Origin of the sequence: Enterobacter sp. BWH64 (genome assembly GCF_001037645.1) — a bacterium.
Classification (GTDB): Bacteria; Pseudomonadota; Gammaproteobacteria; order Enterobacterales; family Enterobacteriaceae; genus Enterobacter; species Enterobacter hormaechei_C.
On the sequence record NZ_KQ089922.1, the window covers coordinates 3,263,333 to 3,280,465 of the forward strand.

A 17,133-nucleotide genomic window follows, 5' to 3' on the forward strand; every position below is an offset into this window, starting at 1 on the left:
CGGTTTACAGGCTCTCATCAGAGAGTCGCTGCAACCTCATCAGAGATTTCACCGTTGTGATACACTTCCTGCACGTCGTCGCAGTCTTCGAGCATGTCGATCAGACGCAGCAGTTTCGGTGCGGTTTCCGCATCCATGTCCGCTTTGGTAGACGGGATCATGGAGACTTCAGCGTTATCCGCCTTCAGGCCAGCCGCTTCCAGCGCATCGCGCACGGCACCCATCTCTTCCCATGCGGTGTAAACATCAATAGCACCGTCGTCATAGGTCACCACGTCTTCCGCACCGGCTTCCAGCGCCGCTTCCATGATCGCATCTTCGTCGCCTTTCTCGAAGGAGATGACGCCTTTTTTGCTGAACAGGTACGCTACAGAACCGTCAGTGCCCAGGTTGCCGCCGGTTTTGGTGAACGCGTGACGCACTTCCGCAACGGTACGATTACGGTTGTCGGACAGACACTCAACCATCACCGCCGTACCGCCAGGACCGTAACCTTCATAAATGATGGTTTCCATGTTCGCGTCTTCATCACCGCCCACGCCACGTGCGATGGCACGGTTCAGGGTGTCACGCGTCATGTTGTTGGACAGGGCTTTATCCACCGCTGCGCGCAGACGTGGGTTAGAGGCCGGATCGCCGCCGCCCAGACGCGCCGCTGTCACCAGCTCACGAATGATTTTGGTAAATATTTTACCGCGTTTGGCATCCTGTGCCGCTTTGCGGTGTTTGGTGTTGGCCCACTTACTATGACCTGCCATAAAAAGTTCTCCAAAAATCGCGCCTTCTCAGGCAGCGTTAATTACAAATTCTTCAATCGCCTGCCGGTTGCTCCACGACTTGGTCAGTGCGGCGGCATCCGCCGCATCCACCCAGCGGTAGGTCAGGTGTTCCGTGAACACGATCTCCCGCTCATGGGGAAGCGCAAGGCAGAACCACGATTCCGTATTGCGCTCAATGCCCGGTGCATAGCGATGACGTAAATGGCTAAAAATTTCAAACTCCACCGTGCGCTGACAGTCCTTCAGGGTCAGTTGCTCGTAAGCAACGTCAATGGCGACCTCTTCCTTTACTTCACGCGCGGCGGCCTGCGGCGCGGTCTCTCCCTCTTCCAGGCTGCCGGTAACCGACTGCCAGAAATCCGGATCGTCGCGCCGCTGCAACATCAGCACCCGCTTCGTGTCTTCTGCATAAATGACCACCAGAACCGAAACGGGACGCTTATATGCCATATCAGTTTTTCTCTTCCTTCTTCACCACCTCAATGCCCAGCTCAGCCAGCGCGGCCGGGTTGGCAAAGCTTGGCGCTTCAGTCATCAGACACGCCGCTGCGGTGGTTTTCGGGAAGGCGATCACATCACGGATGTTGTCGGTGCCGGTCAGCAGCATGGTCAGACGGTCAAGACCGAAGGCCAGACCCGCGTGCGGAGGGGTACCGTACTTCAGGGCGTCCAGCAGGAAGCCAAACTTCTCGCGCTGCTCCTGCTCGTTAATGCCCAGAATGCCGAACACGGTCTGCTGCATTTCACCGCTGTGAATACGCACGGAACCGCCGCCCACTTCGTAGCCGTTGATGACCATATCGTAGGCGTTTGCCACCGCGTCTTCCGGCGCCGCTTTCAGCTCTGCCGCCGTCATCTCTTTTGGCGAGGTGAACGGGTGGTGCATCGCGGTCAGGCCGCCTTCACCGTCGTCTTCAAACATCGGGAAGTCGATTACCCACAGCGGCGCCCATTTGCTTTCGTCGGTCAGGTTCAGGTCTTTGCCAAGCTTCAGACGCAGCGCGCCCATCGCATCCGCAACCACTTTCTTGTTGTCTGCGCCGAAGAAGATCATGTCGCCGTCCTGCGCGCCGGTGCGCTCAAGGATCGCTTCCACGATGTCCGCATTCAGGAATTTCGCCACCGGGCTGGTGATGCCTTCCAGACCTTTTGCACGCTCGGTCACTTTAATATAGGCCAGACCTTTCGCGCCGTAGATCTTGATGAAGTTGCCGTAGTCGTCAATCTGCTTACGGCTAAGGGCAGCACCGCCCGGAACGCGCAGGGCAGCCACGCGGCCTTTCGGATCGTTAGCCGGGCCAGCAAAGACCGCGAACTCAACGGCTTTCACCAGGTCTGCCACGTCCACCAGCTCCATCGGGTTACGCAGGTCTGGTTTGTCGGAACCGTAGCGACGCTCGGCTTCCGCGAAGGTCATGACAGGGAAATCGCCCAGCTCAACGCCTTTCACGTCGTTCCACAGGCTACGCACCAGGGCTTCCATCACCTCACGCACCTGCTCAGCGGTCATGAAGGAGGTTTCCACATCGATCTGGGTAAATTCTGGCTGACGGTCAGCGCGCAGGTCTTCGTCGCGGAAGCATTTCACGATCTGATAGTAGCGATCGAAGCCGGACATCATCAGCAGCTGTTTGAACAGCTGTGGTGACTGCGGCAGCGCGTAGAATTTGCCTTTATGGACGCGGGATGGCACCAGGTAGTCACGCGCGCCTTCCGGCGTGGCTTTGGTCAGCATCGGGGTTTCGATATCAAGGAAACCGTGGTCATCCATAAAACGGCGCACCAGGCTGGTGATTTTCGCACGGGTTTTCAGGCGCTGAGCCATTTCCGGACGACGCAGATCCAGGTAGCGGTATTTCAGACGCGCTTCTTCGGTGTTGACGTGGTTGGAGTCCAGCGGCAGCGCTTCCGCGCGGTTGATGATCGTCAGATCGGACGCCAGCACTTCGATTGCGCCGGTCGCCATGTCGGCGTTGACGTTTTTCTCGTCACGCGCACGCACGGTGCCCGTCACCTGAATGCAGAACTCATTGCGCAGCTCAGAAGCCAGCTTCAACGCATCAGCGCGATCCGGATCGAAGAACACCTGAACGATACCTTCGCGGTCACGCATATCAATAAAGATAAGGCTACCAAGATCGCGACGACGATTGACCCAACCACACAGGGTGACCTGCTGCCCGACGTGGGACTGACGCAGCTGCCCGCAATATTCTGTACGCATGAGATATCCCTTAATTAGCCGCAGGCTGATTGTCGCCTGTCTCGCAGGCTACGATGTCGCAGCTTTCTGTATGTCACAACTGGATGAAAAAAGGCGGCTATTATACTGGAAATTCTGCCGCACGATAAGAGCGAAGCACGGCCTGACGCGCGTTTGCTGAACTCTTATTGCCTATTCTCACAAAAATTAACAAAATTATCCGACCGATAACAGGCCATCACGTCGTAAGGTGTAGAAAAGCAATTCATTTGACGGGAGTGACGATGTTTACACTAGATGCCACCAAAACCGCCCTTGTGGTCATTGATTTACAGGAAGGCATTCTGCCTTTTGCCGGTGGACCGCACACCGCTGACGATGTGGTCAGCCGCGCTGCGCGCCTGGCAGAAAAATGCCGCGCCAGCGGCTCGCCTGTTGTTATGGTGCGCGTCGGCTGGTCCGCTGATTTCGCCGAAGCGCTAAAACAGCCGGTTGATGCCCAGGCCCCGGCGCAGGCGCTGCCGGACAACTGGTGGACATATCCTGTCTCGCTCGGTAAACGCGACAGCGATATAGAAGTTACCAAACGCCAGTGGGGCGCATTCTACGGCACCGACCTGGAGCTCCAGCTGCGCCGTCGCGGGATCGACACGATTATTCTGTGCGGGATCTCCACCAACATTGGTGTGGAATCCACCGCCCGTAACGCCTGGGAGCTGGGCTTTAACCTGGTGATCGCGGAAGATGCGTGCAGCGCAGCCTCTGCGGATCAGCATCAGGGCAGCATGACCCATATCTTCCCGCGTATCGGTCGCGTGCGCAGCACGGATGAGATCCTCAGCGCGCTATGATGTACGTGGGCCTGCCCCAGTGGTCGCACCCGAAATGGGTGCGCCTGGGTATTACCAGCCTTGAAGAGTATGCCCGACACTTTAACTGCGTGGAGGGCAATACCACGCTGTACGCCCTGCCCCGCGCGGAGATCGTCGAACGCTGGCGCGAGCAAACCACCGACAACTTCCGCTTTTGCTTTAAATTCCCGGCGACCATCTCCCACAACGCCGCGCTGCGCAACTGCGATGATTTAACCCACGAGTTTTTCACCCGGATGTCGCCTCTGGCCAACCGTATTGGCCAGTACTGGCTCCAGCTTCCCGCCACGTTTGGCCCGCGCGACCTGCCCGCCCTCTGGCAGTTTCTCGACGCCCTGCCACATGGCTTTACCTACGGCGTAGAAGTGAGGCATCCGGAATTCTTTGCCAAGGGCGACGCGGAGAAAGCGCTCAATCGCGGCCTGCATGAACGATCGGTCAACCGCGTGATCCTCGACAGCCGCCCTGTGCACAGCGCAATCCCGCACAGCGAAGCGGTTGTTGATGCCCAGCGCAAAAAACCGAAAGTGCCCGTCCACGCGATCGTAACGGCGCAGAACCCGATGGTCCGGTTTATCGGCAGCGATAACATGCAGCAAAATGAGGAGATGTTCGCCGTCTGGCTGCAAACGCTGGCGAAATGGGAGCACACCACCACGCCGTACCTTTTTTTACATACGCCGGATATCGCGCAGGCGCCTGAACTGGTCGATGCTCTCTGGCAGGCCTTGCAGCAGGCGGTTCCGTCGGTTGGCCCCGCGCCGTCCATCCCACAACAATCTTCTCTTTTCTGAAATCACCCCCTATCATAGAGACGTGCCATCTGCCAAAAACAGGGAGTTAGTATGGTCAGCGCGCTGTATGCGGTGTTAGGTGCATTACTGCTGATTAAGTTTTCATTTGATGTTGTGCGCCTGAGAATGCAGTACCGCGTCTCGTACGGTGACGGGGGCTTTTCTGAGCTACAAAGCGCAATCCGCATCCACGGCAACGCGGTCGAGTACATTCCCGTCGCGTTAATTTTACTGCTGTTAATGGAGATGGATGGCGCAGAAACCTGGATGGTGCACGTCTGTGGGCTGCTGCTGATAGCAGGGCGTTTGATGCATTATTATGGTTTTCACCACCGCCTGATCCGCTGGCGTCGTTCCGGCATGAGCGCGACCTGGTGCTCGCTTTTGCTGATGGTGCTGGCTAACCTTTGGTATATGCCGTGGGAGTTGGTTTTCTCCTTCCATTAGCGCACAATATGCCCCTTTATTTTTCCCGGATTTTTTACGTTATGTCAGATCGCGACACGCTTTTTTCCGCGCCTATCGCCAGCCTGGGCGACTGGACCTTTGATGAACGGGTAGCCGAAGTCTTCCCGGATATGATCCAGCGCTCTGTTCCCGGTTATTCCAATATTATCTCCATGATCGGCATGCTGGCGGAGCGTTTTGTTCAACCCGGCACGCAGGTCTATGACCTGGGTTGTTCGCTGGGAGCGGCAACGCTGTCTATTCGTCGTAACGTTCATCACAAAGGCTGCAAGATTGTGGCTGTCGATAACTCACCGGCCATGGTCGAACGCTGCCGTCGCCACATTGACGCGTATAAAGCCCCTACGCCTGTGGAGGTGGTAGAAGGCGATATCCGCGATATCGACATCCAGAACGCCTCGATGGTGGTACTGAACTTTACCCTTCAGTTCCTGGTGCCGGACGATCGTCAGCGGTTGCTGGATAAAATTTATCAGGGCCTGAACCCGGGCGGCGCGCTGGTGCTGTCTGAGAAATTCAGCTTTGAAGACGCCAGCGTGGGCGAACTGCTGTTCAACATGCACCATGATTTCAAGCGTGCAAATGGCTACAGCGAGCTGGAGATCAGCCAGAAGCGCAGCATGCTTGAAAACGTCATGCTGACGGATTCCGTAGAAACCCACAAAGCGCGCCTGCGCAAAGCCGGATTTGAACACAGCGAACTGTGGTTCCAGTGCTTTAACTTTGGTTCTCTGGTGGCGCTTAAAGCCGGAGACGCAGCATGATCGAGTTCGGTAATTTCTATCAGCTGATTGCCAAAAACCACCTTTCCCACTGGCTGGAAACCCTGCCTGCGCAAATTGCCACCTGGCAGCGCGATCAGCAGCATGGTCTGTTGAAGCAGTGGTCCAACGCCGTGGAGTTTCTGCCTGAACTGACGCCTCATCGTCTGGATTTGCTGCACAGCGTGACAGCGGAGAGCGAAGAGCCGCTCCCGGCCGGGCAGATCAACCGCATCGAAACGCTGATGCGTAACCTGATGCCGTGGCGCAAAGGGCCGTTCTCGCTGTACGGTGTAAATATCAACACCGAGTGGCGCTCTGACTGGAAGTGGGATCGCGTTCTGCCGCATTTATCCAACCTGACCGGGCGCACCATTCTGGACGTGGGCTGCGGTAGCGGCTATCACATGTGGCGCATGATCGGCGCAGGCGCGCATCTGGCCGTCGGTATCGATCCGATGCAGCTGTTCCTGTGCCAGTTTGAAGCGGTGCGTAAGCTGCTGGGTAACGACCAGCGTGCGCACCTGCTGCCGCTGGGTATCGAGCAACTCCCTGCCCTGAAAGCGTTTGATACCGTTTTCTCGATGGGCGTGCTGTACCACCGTCGTTCCCCGCTGGAGCATCTCTGGCAGTTGAAAGATCAGCTGGTCAGCGGCGGCGAACTGGTGCTGGAAACGCTGGTCATCGAAGGCGATGAACATGCCGTTCTGGTGCCGGGCGATCGCTATGCGCAGATGCGCAACGTTTACTTCATCCCTTCCGCGCTGGCGCTGAAGAACTGGCTGGAGAAATGTGGATTTGTCGATGTACGCATCGCCGATGTGTGCGTGACGTCGGTTGAGGAACAGCGCCGCACCGACTGGATGATCACCGAATCGCTGGAGCAATTCCTCGACCCGGACGATCACAGTAAAACCATAGAAGGCTATCCGGCCCCGATGCGTGCGGTATTGATTGCGACCAAGCCGTAGCCTTTAGCCGGGTGGCGGCTGCGCCTTACCCGGCCTACGCGTGATTTCGTAGGCCCGGTAAGCGCAGCGCCACCGGGCAAAAAAGAAAAAAAGGCCCCTGTGTAATTTGCAGGGGCCTGGTACAAGCAAGCATCATATTGGGCGACATGATGCGCGGTAAAAATCGGTTCGTTGCTACACGTGATGACGTTCAATCAACGATTTCATTACCGCAACCGACTCTCCATCCACACCGTAGCGTGAGTACTCATCCGCTTCAGCATCCGTCGACATTGACAACCCTGTATTGCGATAACGCATGGGTGAAGGTATCCATTTACCCGCCGAGCTGTGCAGCTCTTCCACCCCTGCGTTTAAAAACAGTTCCAGATTGCTGGCGCGTACTCCTGCGCCCGCCATGATTATTGGAACACCGGAATATGCTTTTAGTTCCGTAATTAATTTCAGTCCTTTTTCAGCCGAGGACTGCTGGCCCGACGTCAGAACGCGCGCCACGCCCAGTTCTGCCAGCGTATCAAAGGCTTGTATCGGATCCTGACACATATCGAACGCACGATGAAAAGTGACCGCCATCCCCCGGGCGGCGCGCATGACCTGACGCATACGCGGAAGATCGATGTTGCCGTCTTCGTCCAGCATACCGATCACCAGCCCCGGAAAACCGGAATCACGGACGAGGGCGATATCCTCAAGCATGGCACTGAACTCACCCGCCGTATAACAAAAATCACCGCCGCGCGGGCGAATAATCGGGTGCACCGGAATAGTGATGGCCTGACGGGCTGATTTCAGCACGCCAAAGGACGGGGTTAATCCTCCTTCTTTCGGTGCCGCGCAAAGCTCGATGCGATCGGCCCCCTGCCGTTGCGCAGTGACGGCACACTCCACGCTGTAACAACAAATTTCCAGCAGCGCCATGTCATCCTCCTTAAATTTCACTCAACGTACCATCGTGGCACGTTGCCCGATTGGTGTCTGGATCGACGCTCACAATGCTTACGCTTCGCTGGCGACGATCTGCTCGATAGTCCAGGGATGGAATTTCACCGTCACGTTGCCGTCCGTTACGGCAAGCGTAGGGTTCGGTAAGCGTTCGCGCTCCCCTTTTGGCGAGCTGGTTTTGACGAAAATACCCGGCTGGCTTAACCCCTCGTCGGAAAGCAGCGCCAGCGCACGGGCGTTCAGCGTCTCGGGCTCCCCAGGCAGAACAATTTCGATATGCTCCCAGCCTTCGTGCGGATAACGCTTCTCTCCTGGCCAGGGCAGTTCCACAACGGTGAGTTGCCAGTGCGCCACCGTTACCGGCGCGTGAAGTTTGAACAGGCAGATCGGGCGACCGTTAATGATATTCTCCGACAGCAGTTCTCCGCACTGCTCAAAGCCACGCCGCCAGCGTTCGGCGGTGGCATTCTGGTGGCAGCGCAAAGAGATGTGATCGGCCTCAAGCGGCGCGATATCCAGCCCGAGACGGGTGGCAAGTTCTGTGAACGCCTGAGTGAAGCGCGGTAAATCTGCGGAAATATCATGCAGTTCGTCAATGGTATGCCAGTTCGCCATAGGTCAGTCTCGTTTCGTGTCGCAAAGCCGCTAATTTACTCTGTTGCCCTCTGTCGACCAACCGCAGAATCACGGTTTTTTCGACTGCATGATTATGCATACCGTCTTCGCCTGGATTCTGAGCGATCTTCGCCCCCCGCAGGGCTGACGCCCGAAGGCATTTGCAGTATACTCCCGCCCTAAATTCTTAAACTGGCGTGGGTGTTTTTTACCCGCATCAAAAACGTAAGGTATCCAGGTGAATATTCAGGCTCTTCTCTCAGAAAAAGTCAGTCAGGCACTGATTGCCGCAGGTGCGCCTGCGGATTGCGAACCACAGGTTCGTCAGTCAGCGAAAGTACAGTTTGGCGACTATCAGGCTAATGGCGTGATGGCAGTGGCTAAAAAACTGGGCATGCCGCCGCGACAGCTCGCTGAGCAGGTACTGACGCATCTGGATCTCACCGGCATCGCCAGCAAAACCGAAATCGCCGGTCCAGGCTTTATCAACATTTTCCTTGAGCCTGCATTCCTCGCAAGCCACGTTGACGCGGCGCTGAAGTCTGACCGTCTGGGCGTGGCTCAGCCAGAAGCGCAGACCGTGGTGGTTGACTACTCCGCGCCAAACGTGGCGAAAGAGATGCACGTCGGTCACCTGCGCTCCACCATCATCGGTGACGCGGCGGTGCGTACCCTCGAGTTCCTTGGTCACAAGGTGATCCGCGCTAACCACGTAGGCGACTGGGGCACGCAGTTCGGCATGCTGATCGCGTATCTGGAAAAGCAGCAGCAGGAAAACGCAGGCGAAATGGCGCTGGCAGACCTGGAAGGTTTCTACCGTGAAGCCAAAAAGCACTATGACGAAGATGAAGCCTTCGCCGAGCGCGCGCGCAGCTACGTGGTGAAACTTCAAGGCGGCGACCCGTACTTCCTCGAGATGTGGCGCAAGCTGGTGGACATTACCATGTCCCAGAATCAGCTCACCTATAACCGTCTGAACGTGACCCTGACCCGTGACGACGTGATGGGTGAAAGCCTGTATAACCCGATGCTGCCAGGCATTGTGGCGGACCTGAAAGCTAAAAATCTGGCGGTGGAAAGCGAAGGCGCAACGGTGGTGTTCCTTGATGAGTATAAAAACAAGGAAGGCGAACCGATGGGTGTAATCGTCCAGAAAAAGGATGGCGGCTATCTCTACACCACCACCGACATCGCCTGTGCGAAATACCGTTACGAAACCCTGCATGCGGATCGCGTGCTGTATTACATCGACTCCCGTCAGCACCAGCACCTGATGCAGGCGTGGACTATCGTGCGTAAAGCGGGTTATGTGCCGGATTCCGTGCCGCTGGAACATCACATGTTCGGCATGATGCTGGGTAAAGACGGTAAGCCGTTCAAAACCCGTGCGGGCGGCACCGTGAAGCTTTCCGATCTGCTGGATGAAGCGCTGGAACGCGCGCGTCGCCTGGTGGCCGAGAAGAACCCGGATATGCCTGCTGACGAGCTGGAGAAACTGGCTAACGCGGTTGGGATCGGCGCGGTGAAATACGCGGATCTCTCCAAGAACCGTACCACCGACTATATCTTCGACTGGGACAACATGCTGGCGTTTGAAGGCAACACGGCGCCATATATGCAGTACGCTTATACCCGCGTACTCTCCGTCTTCCGTAAAGCCAATATCGACGAAAGCGTGCTGGCGAATGCTACGGTGACCCTTACCGAAGACCGTGAAGCACAGCTGGCTGCCCGCCTGCTTCAGTTCGAAGAGACGCTCTCCGTGGTCGCGCGTGACGGTACGCCGCACGTTATGTGTGCATACCTGTACGATCTGGCCGGTCTGTTCTCTGGCTTCTACGAACACTGCCCTATCCTCTCTGCCGAGAGCGAAGCGGTGCGCCACAGTCGCCTGAAGCTGGCGCAGCTGACGGCGAAGACCCTGAAGCTGGGTCTGGATACCCTGGGTATCGAAACCGTAGAACGTATGTAAAAAAGAAACCCGGCGAGCGCCGGGTTTTTTATTATCAGAAATATTTCCGCAAATATTCCGTCAGACACAGAATCGCCATGGCCTGTCCATACGGCATTGAGGTCAGCGGTATCTGGCGGTAAAACGCCAGATCGCTGCCCATCCCCGTCCCGAAGGACGTTTGCAGCAGCTCCCCTTCCGGCGAGATGTTTTGCACGATGCCGCGAATCGCTTTCTCCGCCACCTCTGCGTACTCTGCGCCGACATAACGCTTGCGCACGGCTTTCAGAATGCCGTAGGCAAACCCTGCCGTGGCCGACGCCTCCAGATAAGAATCAGGATCGTCCAGCAGCGTATGCCACAATCCGCTCTCGTCCTGACATTTTGCCAGCGCGGCGATCTGCGCGTTCAGCACCTGCACCAGATAGCGACGAATGGCGTTGTTTTCCGGCAGATCCACCAGCTCGAGGAAATCCGGGATCACGATGGTCAGCCAGCTGTTGCCGCGCGCCCAGCGAGCCCGGGCAAAGTTGTGATTGCCGTCGTAATTCCAGCCGTGGAACCACAGTCCGGTCTCCCGATCCATCAGGTTCTGTACGTGGAGCAGGAACTGATAGATCGCCTCCTCGACGTACTCCGGCTTGTTCAGCAGCTTGCCGATTTTCGCCAGCGGCAGCACCGTCATCATCAGCGTGTCATCCCACATCTGCTGATGGTTCTCTTCCGCCAGGGTGATGTGCTGCATGCCGCCATGTTCGGTGCGCGGCATCTCATTCATCGCCCATTCCGCCCAGCTTTCCAGCCACGGCAGCCAGGCAGGGTTTTTGGTCTCTTCGTAGCGATACGCCAGCGTCAGGAACGGCGACATGGTATTCACGTTTTTGGTGGTTGCGCCTTCAGCGAAACGGTCAGCAAACCAGCTGTCGATAATCTCGCGCATGCCTTCGTCACCGGTCTGGCAGTAATACTGCCAGATACCGTATAAACCGACGCCGTGGGTCCATTCCCATCCGGCCCAGCCTTTGGTGTCGATCACGCGCCCGTCGTCCAGCCGCAGCAAAAACTCACCCGTTTTGTCGTGGATATTGACCAGGTTATGCGTCACCTTTTGAATCAGCGATTTCAGCTCATCCCTGGCGATAAAGCGCTCAGGCTGACGCAGTAACGGGCTATGTTTGACAGGCCAAACTTTCATCATCTTAACCTCTGTTGTATGTCGAATTCAGTACCGCGCGATCCTTCAGCGAAGGGGCCGCCGGCTTATTGCGATTCAGATAACCGATGTTGTTGTTGCCCCACAGGGATTCATACGGCATTCCCGCCAGCATCTCCACGGTAGCGCGGGCCTGCGGGGTCACCGCCTCTGGCATCGCATGGCCGGACTCGCGCATTTTCGCGGTCTCTTCACGCAGGGTGCTGTGAGTCTGCAAATTGAGTTTGAAGCGCAGGGAGACAAGGAAGCCGCAGAACAGCACCAGAATAGTGCCAACGCTCAGGATCATCAGAATGGTGTGGCTCACTTCCGCAGGTTGCACTTTTTGCCCGCTGATAAAGCCCGACATCTGCATCACGATCCCCACCAGCATCACCGCACCGGCCTGAGACGCTTTACGGGTCAGCGTCATGATGCCCGCGAAGATCCCTTCGCGACGCTGACCGGTGATCACTTCGTCCACGTCAGCAATGTAGGTGTAGGTATTCCACGGTACGTAGTTGATACCCCCGCGGCCAAGACCGGCAACCGCAGAGATCAGCAGCAGCAGAGCGTAAACGTCGCTCAGGCCCGCGTAATAAAGCACCGCGTAAGAGAGCGAGGCCAGACCAAACAGCACGACCACCATGCGGTAAGACGGCGCAGGTCCGAAGCGAATGCACAGCGGGATCATGCCGATCACGGCGAGGAACTGGAAGATGGCCATCGTGCCCAGCAGGTTGGACGCCATTGACGCCTCCTGCATCAGCACAAATACCACGTAATAGGTGAACACCGCATTAAAGACGTCCTGGGCGATGTAGCCGCCAAGGTACATCCCCAGATGCTGGCGGAAAATCTTGATGCGCAGCGTCGAACTTAATTCGACAAAAAGACGGTTCAGGCTCTGGCCCAGGGTCAGCTTTTTCTTCTCTTCCTCGGCACGCAGAGCCGCTTCAGACCACTCTTCCCGCGGACGCTCCCAGGTGAAGAACCAGACGAAAGTAAGCATCAGCGCGCAGAGTACGGAGAAGACCAGGCTTGCATAGAAGAAGGAGATCGCGTTGTCTTTGCCGAAATGCGTGAGCAGGATCCCCGGCAGGAAGGAGGCCAGAATGGCGGACATCTGCGCCATAGAGATTCGCGCCCCGGAGAATTTGGTTTTCTGTTTGAAATCGTCCGTCATCTCCGGCACCAGCGTTTCGTACGGCACCAGGATCATGGTGTAGACGATATCAAAGATCAGATAGGTCAGCAGGTAGTACCAGAAACTCATGTCCCCTACCCACATCAGCGAGTAGCTGAAAACGCAGGGAATACCGAGCAGGATGAAGAACTTACGACGGCCAAAACGCTTGCCCAGCCAGGTGGTGCCAAAGTTATCGGTTAAAAAGCCCATTAACGGGCTGACAACCGCATCCAGCACCCTTGCGGCAGCGAAGATAAAGGTTGCTTCAATCGGTGTGAGTCCACAGAAGGTGGTATAAAAATACAAAAGCCAGGCGGCCGTCAGGGCGGTAGTCCCCGCCCCGAGGAAGTCCCCTGACCCGTAAGCAAAATAATTTGCGAGTCCAATTTTACGTGTTTTCATTGCCGTCAACCCTAATCAGTTTTGGGAGACTCCCTGTAAGCAACCTCGTCCGGGAGTTTTTACACGGCTACAGTAAAAGTATCGACCTGTTGATACCTTTCTGTTTCTGCCATCACAAAGTGGTGAATGGCAAAAACGCAAAGAGTGTCAATACGCGTGTCACTGATTTATAAAACAGCGTTTCTTTTGTATCAAAAGGGAAGGTCATTTTTGCGAGCCAGCCTTCAGAAATGCCTGGAGACTGGCGAAAAGGCGGGCAGTTAGCGGTAGTTGACGAGCACCTCGTTGCGCTGAACCTTCAGCGCCGGGATCAGACGTCCACCGCCTGGCACTTCCCAGATAAAGCGTAAAGGCTCCTGAGCAGACACCCCGTTGAAGGCCTGGGTAGTGCCACGTTGACCCTCGATTTCCGCGCAGCGGGTCAGCGAGCACAGCCGCACCCGCAACCCGGCCGGTGTGGGTCCCGTCAGGGTGTAATTCCAGGCCACCAGCGTCATCTGCCCGGACACGGGCTCAGAGGCGGACAGCGGACGGGAGGAGATCGACTCACCCCGATGGTTGAGCGTCAAGCCGATACTGCTGGCCTGCCATGCCCCCTCGCCTGCGGCCTGCGCCGCCAGCGGGAAAAGTAAGATCCACAGCCACTTACGCATTATTTCCCTCCTATGGTCGCCGTCATGCGAATATTGCGGTTATCGGACAGCTCCATATTCGACAGCACTACCAGCTGGTTCAGGCTCCGGCGCAGGAAGCGCGACAGCAACGGACGCAGCGCGTGATTCACCAGCAGCACCGGCGGCGCGCCCAGCATCTCCTGACGCGCCAGCGCCTCCTGGGTTTGCGCCAGTAATCTGTCCGCCAGACCCGGCTCCAGCCCGCCACCGCCCTGCAACGCCTGAAGCAGCAGACGTTCCAGCGGCGTGTCCAGGCCAATGACCTGCACTTCGCCGGTTCCCGGGAACCATTGCTGGGTAATGGCGCGTCCGAGCGCCACGCGCACCACCGCCGTCAGTTCGTGCGGATCGCTTTGCAGCGGCGCATGTTCGGCCAGCGTCTCAAGGATGGTACGCATATCGCGAATGGGCACCTTCTCATCGAGCAGATTTTGCAGCACTTTGTGCAGGGTGGTTAAGGTCAGTACGCCCGGCACCAAATCTTCGGTCAGCTTCGGCATCTCCTGCGTTACGCGGTCGAGCAGCTGCTGCGCCTCCTGACGTCCAAACAGTTCCGCGGAGAACTGGCCAATCAGGTGGTTGAGGTGCGTCGCCACCACGGTACTGGCCTCAACGACCGTGTAACCCTGAATCTGGGCCTGCTCTTTCAGGGCGCTCTCAATCCAGATTGCCGCCAGACCAAAGGCCGGGTCGGTCGTCTGCTCACCCGGCAGCGTGCCTGCGGCGGTGCCCGGGTTAATCGCCAGCCAGCGGCCGGGGTACGCATCACCGCTGCCGATTTCCACCCCTTTCATCAGGATGCGGTAGCGCGCGGGCGGGAGATCCATATTGTCCCGGATGTGGACCACCGGCGGCAGGAAGCCCATATCCTGGGCGAATTTTTTACGAATGCTGCGGATACGGCCAAGCAGCTCACCATCCTGCTGGAAATCCACCATCGGGATCAGGCGGTACCCCACTTCCATCCCCAGCGAATCTTCGAGCTGTACGTCGTTCCAGGTGGCTTCCACCGCCTGGGTGTTCTCAGGCATTTTGACCGGCGCAGGCTCTGCCTTAGGCTGCGTTTCCCGGCCACGCATCCACCAGGCAAGCCCCAGCAGCGCAGCGGTGAACAGCAGGAATACCAGGTTTGGCATGCCCGGCACCATACCGAGCAGGCCCAGCACCGCCGCGGAGAGCAGCATAACGCGCGGGTTGCTGAAGAGCTGCCCCACCATCTGCTCGCCCACGTCCTGATCGGTACTGACGCGAGTCACAATCACGCCCGCCGCGGTGGAGATCACCAGCGCCGGGATCTGCGCCACCAGACCATCACCAATGGTCAGCAGCGTATAGCTTTCCGCTGCGTGGCCCATGTCCATGCCGTGTTGCAGCACGCCGACAAGCAGGCCGCCGACGACGTTAATCACCATGATCAGAATGCCCGCGATGGCGTCACCGCGCACAAACTTACTCGCACCGTCCATGGAGCCGTAGAAATCTGCCTCCTGGGTCACTTCAGCACGGCGTTTTTTCGCTTCATCTTCCGCGATCAGCCCGGCATTCAGGTCCGCGTCGATGGCCATCTGCTTGCCCGGCATCCCGTCGAGCACGAAGCGCGCGCCCACTTCTGCGATACGCCCCGCCCCTTTAGTGATAACCATGAAGTTAATAATCACCAGAATGACGAACACCACGATACCGATGGCGAAGTTGCCGCCCACCAGGAAGTGACCGAAGGCTTCGACCACCTTGCCCGCCGCCGCCGCGCCGGTGTGCCCTTCCATCAGGATGATACGCGTGGAGGCAACGTTCAGCGCCAGGCGCAGCAGCGTGGTGAACAGCAGGATCGTTGGAAACGCGGCGAACTCCAGCGTGCGCTGGGTGAACATCGCCACCAGCAACACCATGATGGACAACGCAATGTTGAAGGTGAAAAGCAGGTCGAGGATAAATGCCGGTAACGGCAGCACCATCATCGACAGAATTAGCAGGATCAGAATCGGTCCGGCAAGGATCTGCCATTGCGTCGATTTCAGGTTGCCGGGCAGGCGCAACATTGCCACCAGATTAGCCATCAGTGTCCTTCTCGTTCAAAAAATCCAGTGCTTCAGGCACCGGAAGGTTCTCAGGTTTTACAGGTCGTTGACCGCCCGCTAAACGCCAGCGTTTCAGTTGCCACACCCAGGCCAGCACCTCTGCGACAGCGGCGTAGAGCTGGCCCGGGATCTGTTGTCCAATTTCCGCGTGGCGATACAGCGCGCGAGCCAGCGGCGGTGCTTCCAGGATCGGCACACGGTTTTCCGTGGCGATTTCACGAATGCGCAGCGCAATCAGCCCGGCCCCTTTCGCCACCACTTTCGGCGCGCTCATTTTGTTTTCGTCGTACTGAAGCGCCACGGAGTAGTGGGTCGGGTTGGTGACGATGACGTCGGCTTTCGGCACATCTTCCATCATGCGCCGACGCGCGGCGGCGCGCTGCATCTGGCGGATACGGCCCTTAACGTGCGGGTCGCCTTCCATCTGTTTATATTCATCGCGGATGTCCTGACGCGACATTCGCAGCTTTTTGATATGGGAATAGATCTGGAAGATAACGTCGAACGCCACCATCGGAATAATGCTGAGTACCACCAGCAGCGAGCATAACCCGACCAGGTTCAGGGCATTCTTCATCGCCGTCATCGGGGACTCGCTGATGAGGCGCATCATCTCCGGCCAGTGGTGCCACAGAAAAAACCCGGCGGTACTGCCCATAAGAAGCGATTTCAGGATCGCTTTAAGAAGCTCAGCCCCGGTTTGCGCGGAAAACATTTTCGCAATGCCGGGGAACGGATTGAGCTTAGAGAATTTCGGTTGCAGCGATTTTCCGCTGAACACCAGGCCACCGAGCATGACCGGCGAAACCAGGGCCACGATGACCACGCCCGCGATCAGCGGCAGCAAGGCGAGCATCGCGCTTTTCACAAGGTTGATGATCTGAATGAGGATCAGATTGGGGTCATTGACCATGCTGTGATCAAAACGTAGGCCAGCAGAAAGCATTCCCGCCAGTCTGCGGGCGAGCATCTCCCCGCCCCACCAGATTATGCAGACGCCCACCACCAGGATCAGCAGGGATGTCAGCTCTCGGGATCGGGGGATCTGCCCATCCTCACGGGCTTTTTCAAGTCGGTGGGGTGTGGGGGCTTCTGTTTTGTCGTCGTTCTCTTCTGCCACTGTGCCTGCTCGCAGCCCATTAATTCACGGGTATCATGCCAGCGCAGAGAAAATCCAATGGCGAGAAAAGCCCGTTTATTCGGGCTCTTTTCGCTGTTTTTGTTCTGAGCTGCCTCAGGCCG

General features: G+C 57.4%; 16 protein-coding genes. 6 read left to right on the forward strand and 10 right to left on the reverse strand.

All coding sequences use genetic code 11. The annotated features are described in order from the left end of the window. Positions 1 to 17: 17 nt before the first annotated feature. Genes SK50_RS15515 through aspS form a run of 3 tightly spaced genes read right to left on the reverse strand, consistent with a single transcriptional unit; the run spans position 18 to position 3,003 of the window. Positions 18 to 758, reverse strand: coding sequence for a YebC/PmpR family DNA-binding transcriptional regulator (locus SK50_RS15515; protein WP_003859747.1), 741 nt, complete (start codon positions 756 to 758; stop codon positions 18 to 20). 27 nt (positions 759 to 785) lie between these two features. Beyond that, positions 786 to 1,229, reverse strand: a complete 444-nt coding sequence (gene nudB, locus SK50_RS15520) for a dihydroneopterin triphosphate diphosphatase (protein WP_003859745.1) — start codon at positions 1,227 to 1,229, stop codon at positions 786 to 788. 1 nt (position 1,230) lies between these two features. Beyond that, a complete protein-coding gene (gene aspS / locus SK50_RS15525) occupies positions 1,231 to 3,003 on the reverse strand; it encodes an aspartate--tRNA ligase (protein ID WP_017384352.1) in 1,773 nt (590 codons plus the stop codon). A gap of 263 nt (positions 3,004 to 3,266) precedes the next feature. On the opposite strand from aspS, the gene SK50_RS15530 reads away from it, so the two are divergent. From SK50_RS15530 to cmoB, 5 genes are read left to right on the forward strand one after another with little or no spacing between them, the layout of a single operon-like run. Further along, positions 3,267 to 3,833 carry a hydrolase gene (locus SK50_RS15530; protein ID WP_017384353.1) on the forward strand — a complete coding sequence of 189 codons (567 nt, stop codon included), beginning with the start codon at positions 3,267 to 3,269 and terminating at the stop codon, positions 3,831 to 3,833. Then, positions 3,830 to 4,648, forward strand: a complete 819-nt coding sequence (locus SK50_RS15535; RefSeq protein WP_045345032.1) for a DUF72 domain-containing protein — start codon at positions 3,830 to 3,832, stop codon at positions 4,646 to 4,648. The genes SK50_RS15530 and SK50_RS15535 overlap by 4 nt, the downstream gene beginning before the upstream one ends. Before the next feature lie 51 nt (positions 4,649 to 4,699). Beyond that, positions 4,700 to 5,095 (forward strand): MAPEG family protein, encoded by a 396-nt coding sequence (locus SK50_RS15540; protein WP_003859737.1) that lies wholly within the window; start codon positions 4,700 to 4,702, stop codon positions 5,093 to 5,095. A 41-nt stretch (positions 5,096 to 5,136) separates the two neighbouring features. Next, positions 5,137 to 5,880, forward strand: coding sequence for a carboxy-S-adenosyl-L-methionine synthase CmoA (gene cmoA / locus SK50_RS15545; RefSeq protein ID WP_045345030.1), 744 nt, complete (start codon positions 5,137 to 5,139; stop codon positions 5,878 to 5,880). Further along, on the forward strand, positions 5,877 to 6,848 hold the full coding sequence (gene cmoB, locus SK50_RS15550) for a tRNA 5-methoxyuridine(34)/uridine 5-oxyacetic acid(34) synthase CmoB (RefSeq protein ID WP_045345029.1): 972 nt from the start codon (positions 5,877 to 5,879) through the stop codon (positions 6,846 to 6,848). Before cmoA ends, cmoB begins: the two co-directional genes overlap by 4 nt. A gap of 174 nt (positions 6,849 to 7,022) precedes the next feature. Here cmoB and cutC read toward each other — a convergent pair whose 3' ends face one another. Beyond that, positions 7,023 to 7,766, reverse strand: coding sequence for a copper homeostasis protein CutC (cutC, locus tag SK50_RS15555; RefSeq protein WP_023294933.1), 744 nt, complete (start codon positions 7,764 to 7,766; stop codon positions 7,023 to 7,025). Between the two features lie 78 nt (positions 7,767 to 7,844). After that, the gene (locus SK50_RS15560; RefSeq protein WP_048229634.1) at positions 7,845 to 8,405 is read right to left on the reverse strand and encodes a VOC family protein; all 561 of its coding nucleotides are present in this window, start codon (positions 8,403 to 8,405) and stop codon (positions 7,845 to 7,847) included. Positions 8,406 to 8,643: 238 nt separating this feature from the next. Between SK50_RS15560 and argS the strand changes: the two genes are divergently transcribed. After that, on the forward strand, positions 8,644 to 10,377 hold the full coding sequence (gene argS, locus SK50_RS15565) for an arginine--tRNA ligase (protein ID WP_023294934.1): 1,734 nt from the start codon (positions 8,644 to 8,646) through the stop codon (positions 10,375 to 10,377). A 34-nt stretch (positions 10,378 to 10,411) separates the two neighbouring features. Here argS and SK50_RS15570 read toward each other — a convergent pair whose 3' ends face one another. From SK50_RS15570 to flhB, 5 genes are all read right to left on the reverse strand, one after another. Further along, positions 10,412 to 11,551: a beta-galactosidase BglB gene (locus tag SK50_RS15570; protein ID WP_045345253.1), complete on the reverse strand. Its 1,140-nt coding sequence runs from the start codon at positions 11,549 to 11,551 to the stop codon at positions 10,412 to 10,414. A gap of 4 nt (positions 11,552 to 11,555) precedes the next feature. After that, entirely contained in the window at positions 11,556 to 13,139 is a 1,584-nt protein-coding gene (locus SK50_RS15575) for an MFS transporter (RefSeq protein ID WP_048229636.1), read from the reverse strand. Positions 13,140 to 13,399: 260 nt separating this feature from the next. After that, positions 13,400 to 13,792 carry a flagellar protein FlhE gene (locus tag SK50_RS15580; protein WP_023303901.1) on the reverse strand — a complete coding sequence of 131 codons (393 nt, stop codon included), beginning with the start codon at positions 13,790 to 13,792 and terminating at the stop codon, positions 13,400 to 13,402. Continuing rightward, the gene (gene flhA, locus SK50_RS15585) at positions 13,792 to 15,870 is read right to left on the reverse strand and encodes a flagellar biosynthesis protein FlhA (protein WP_003859723.1); all 2,079 of its coding nucleotides are present in this window, start codon (positions 15,868 to 15,870) and stop codon (positions 13,792 to 13,794) included. Before flhA ends, SK50_RS15580 begins: the two co-directional genes overlap by 1 nt. Beyond that, complete coding sequence (gene flhB, locus SK50_RS15590) at positions 15,863 to 17,011, reverse strand: flagellar biosynthesis protein FlhB (protein ID WP_017693236.1); 1,149 nt, start codon at positions 17,009 to 17,011, stop codon at positions 15,863 to 15,865. Before flhB ends, flhA begins: the two co-directional genes overlap by 8 nt. Positions 17,012 to 17,133: the final 122 nt, after the last annotated feature.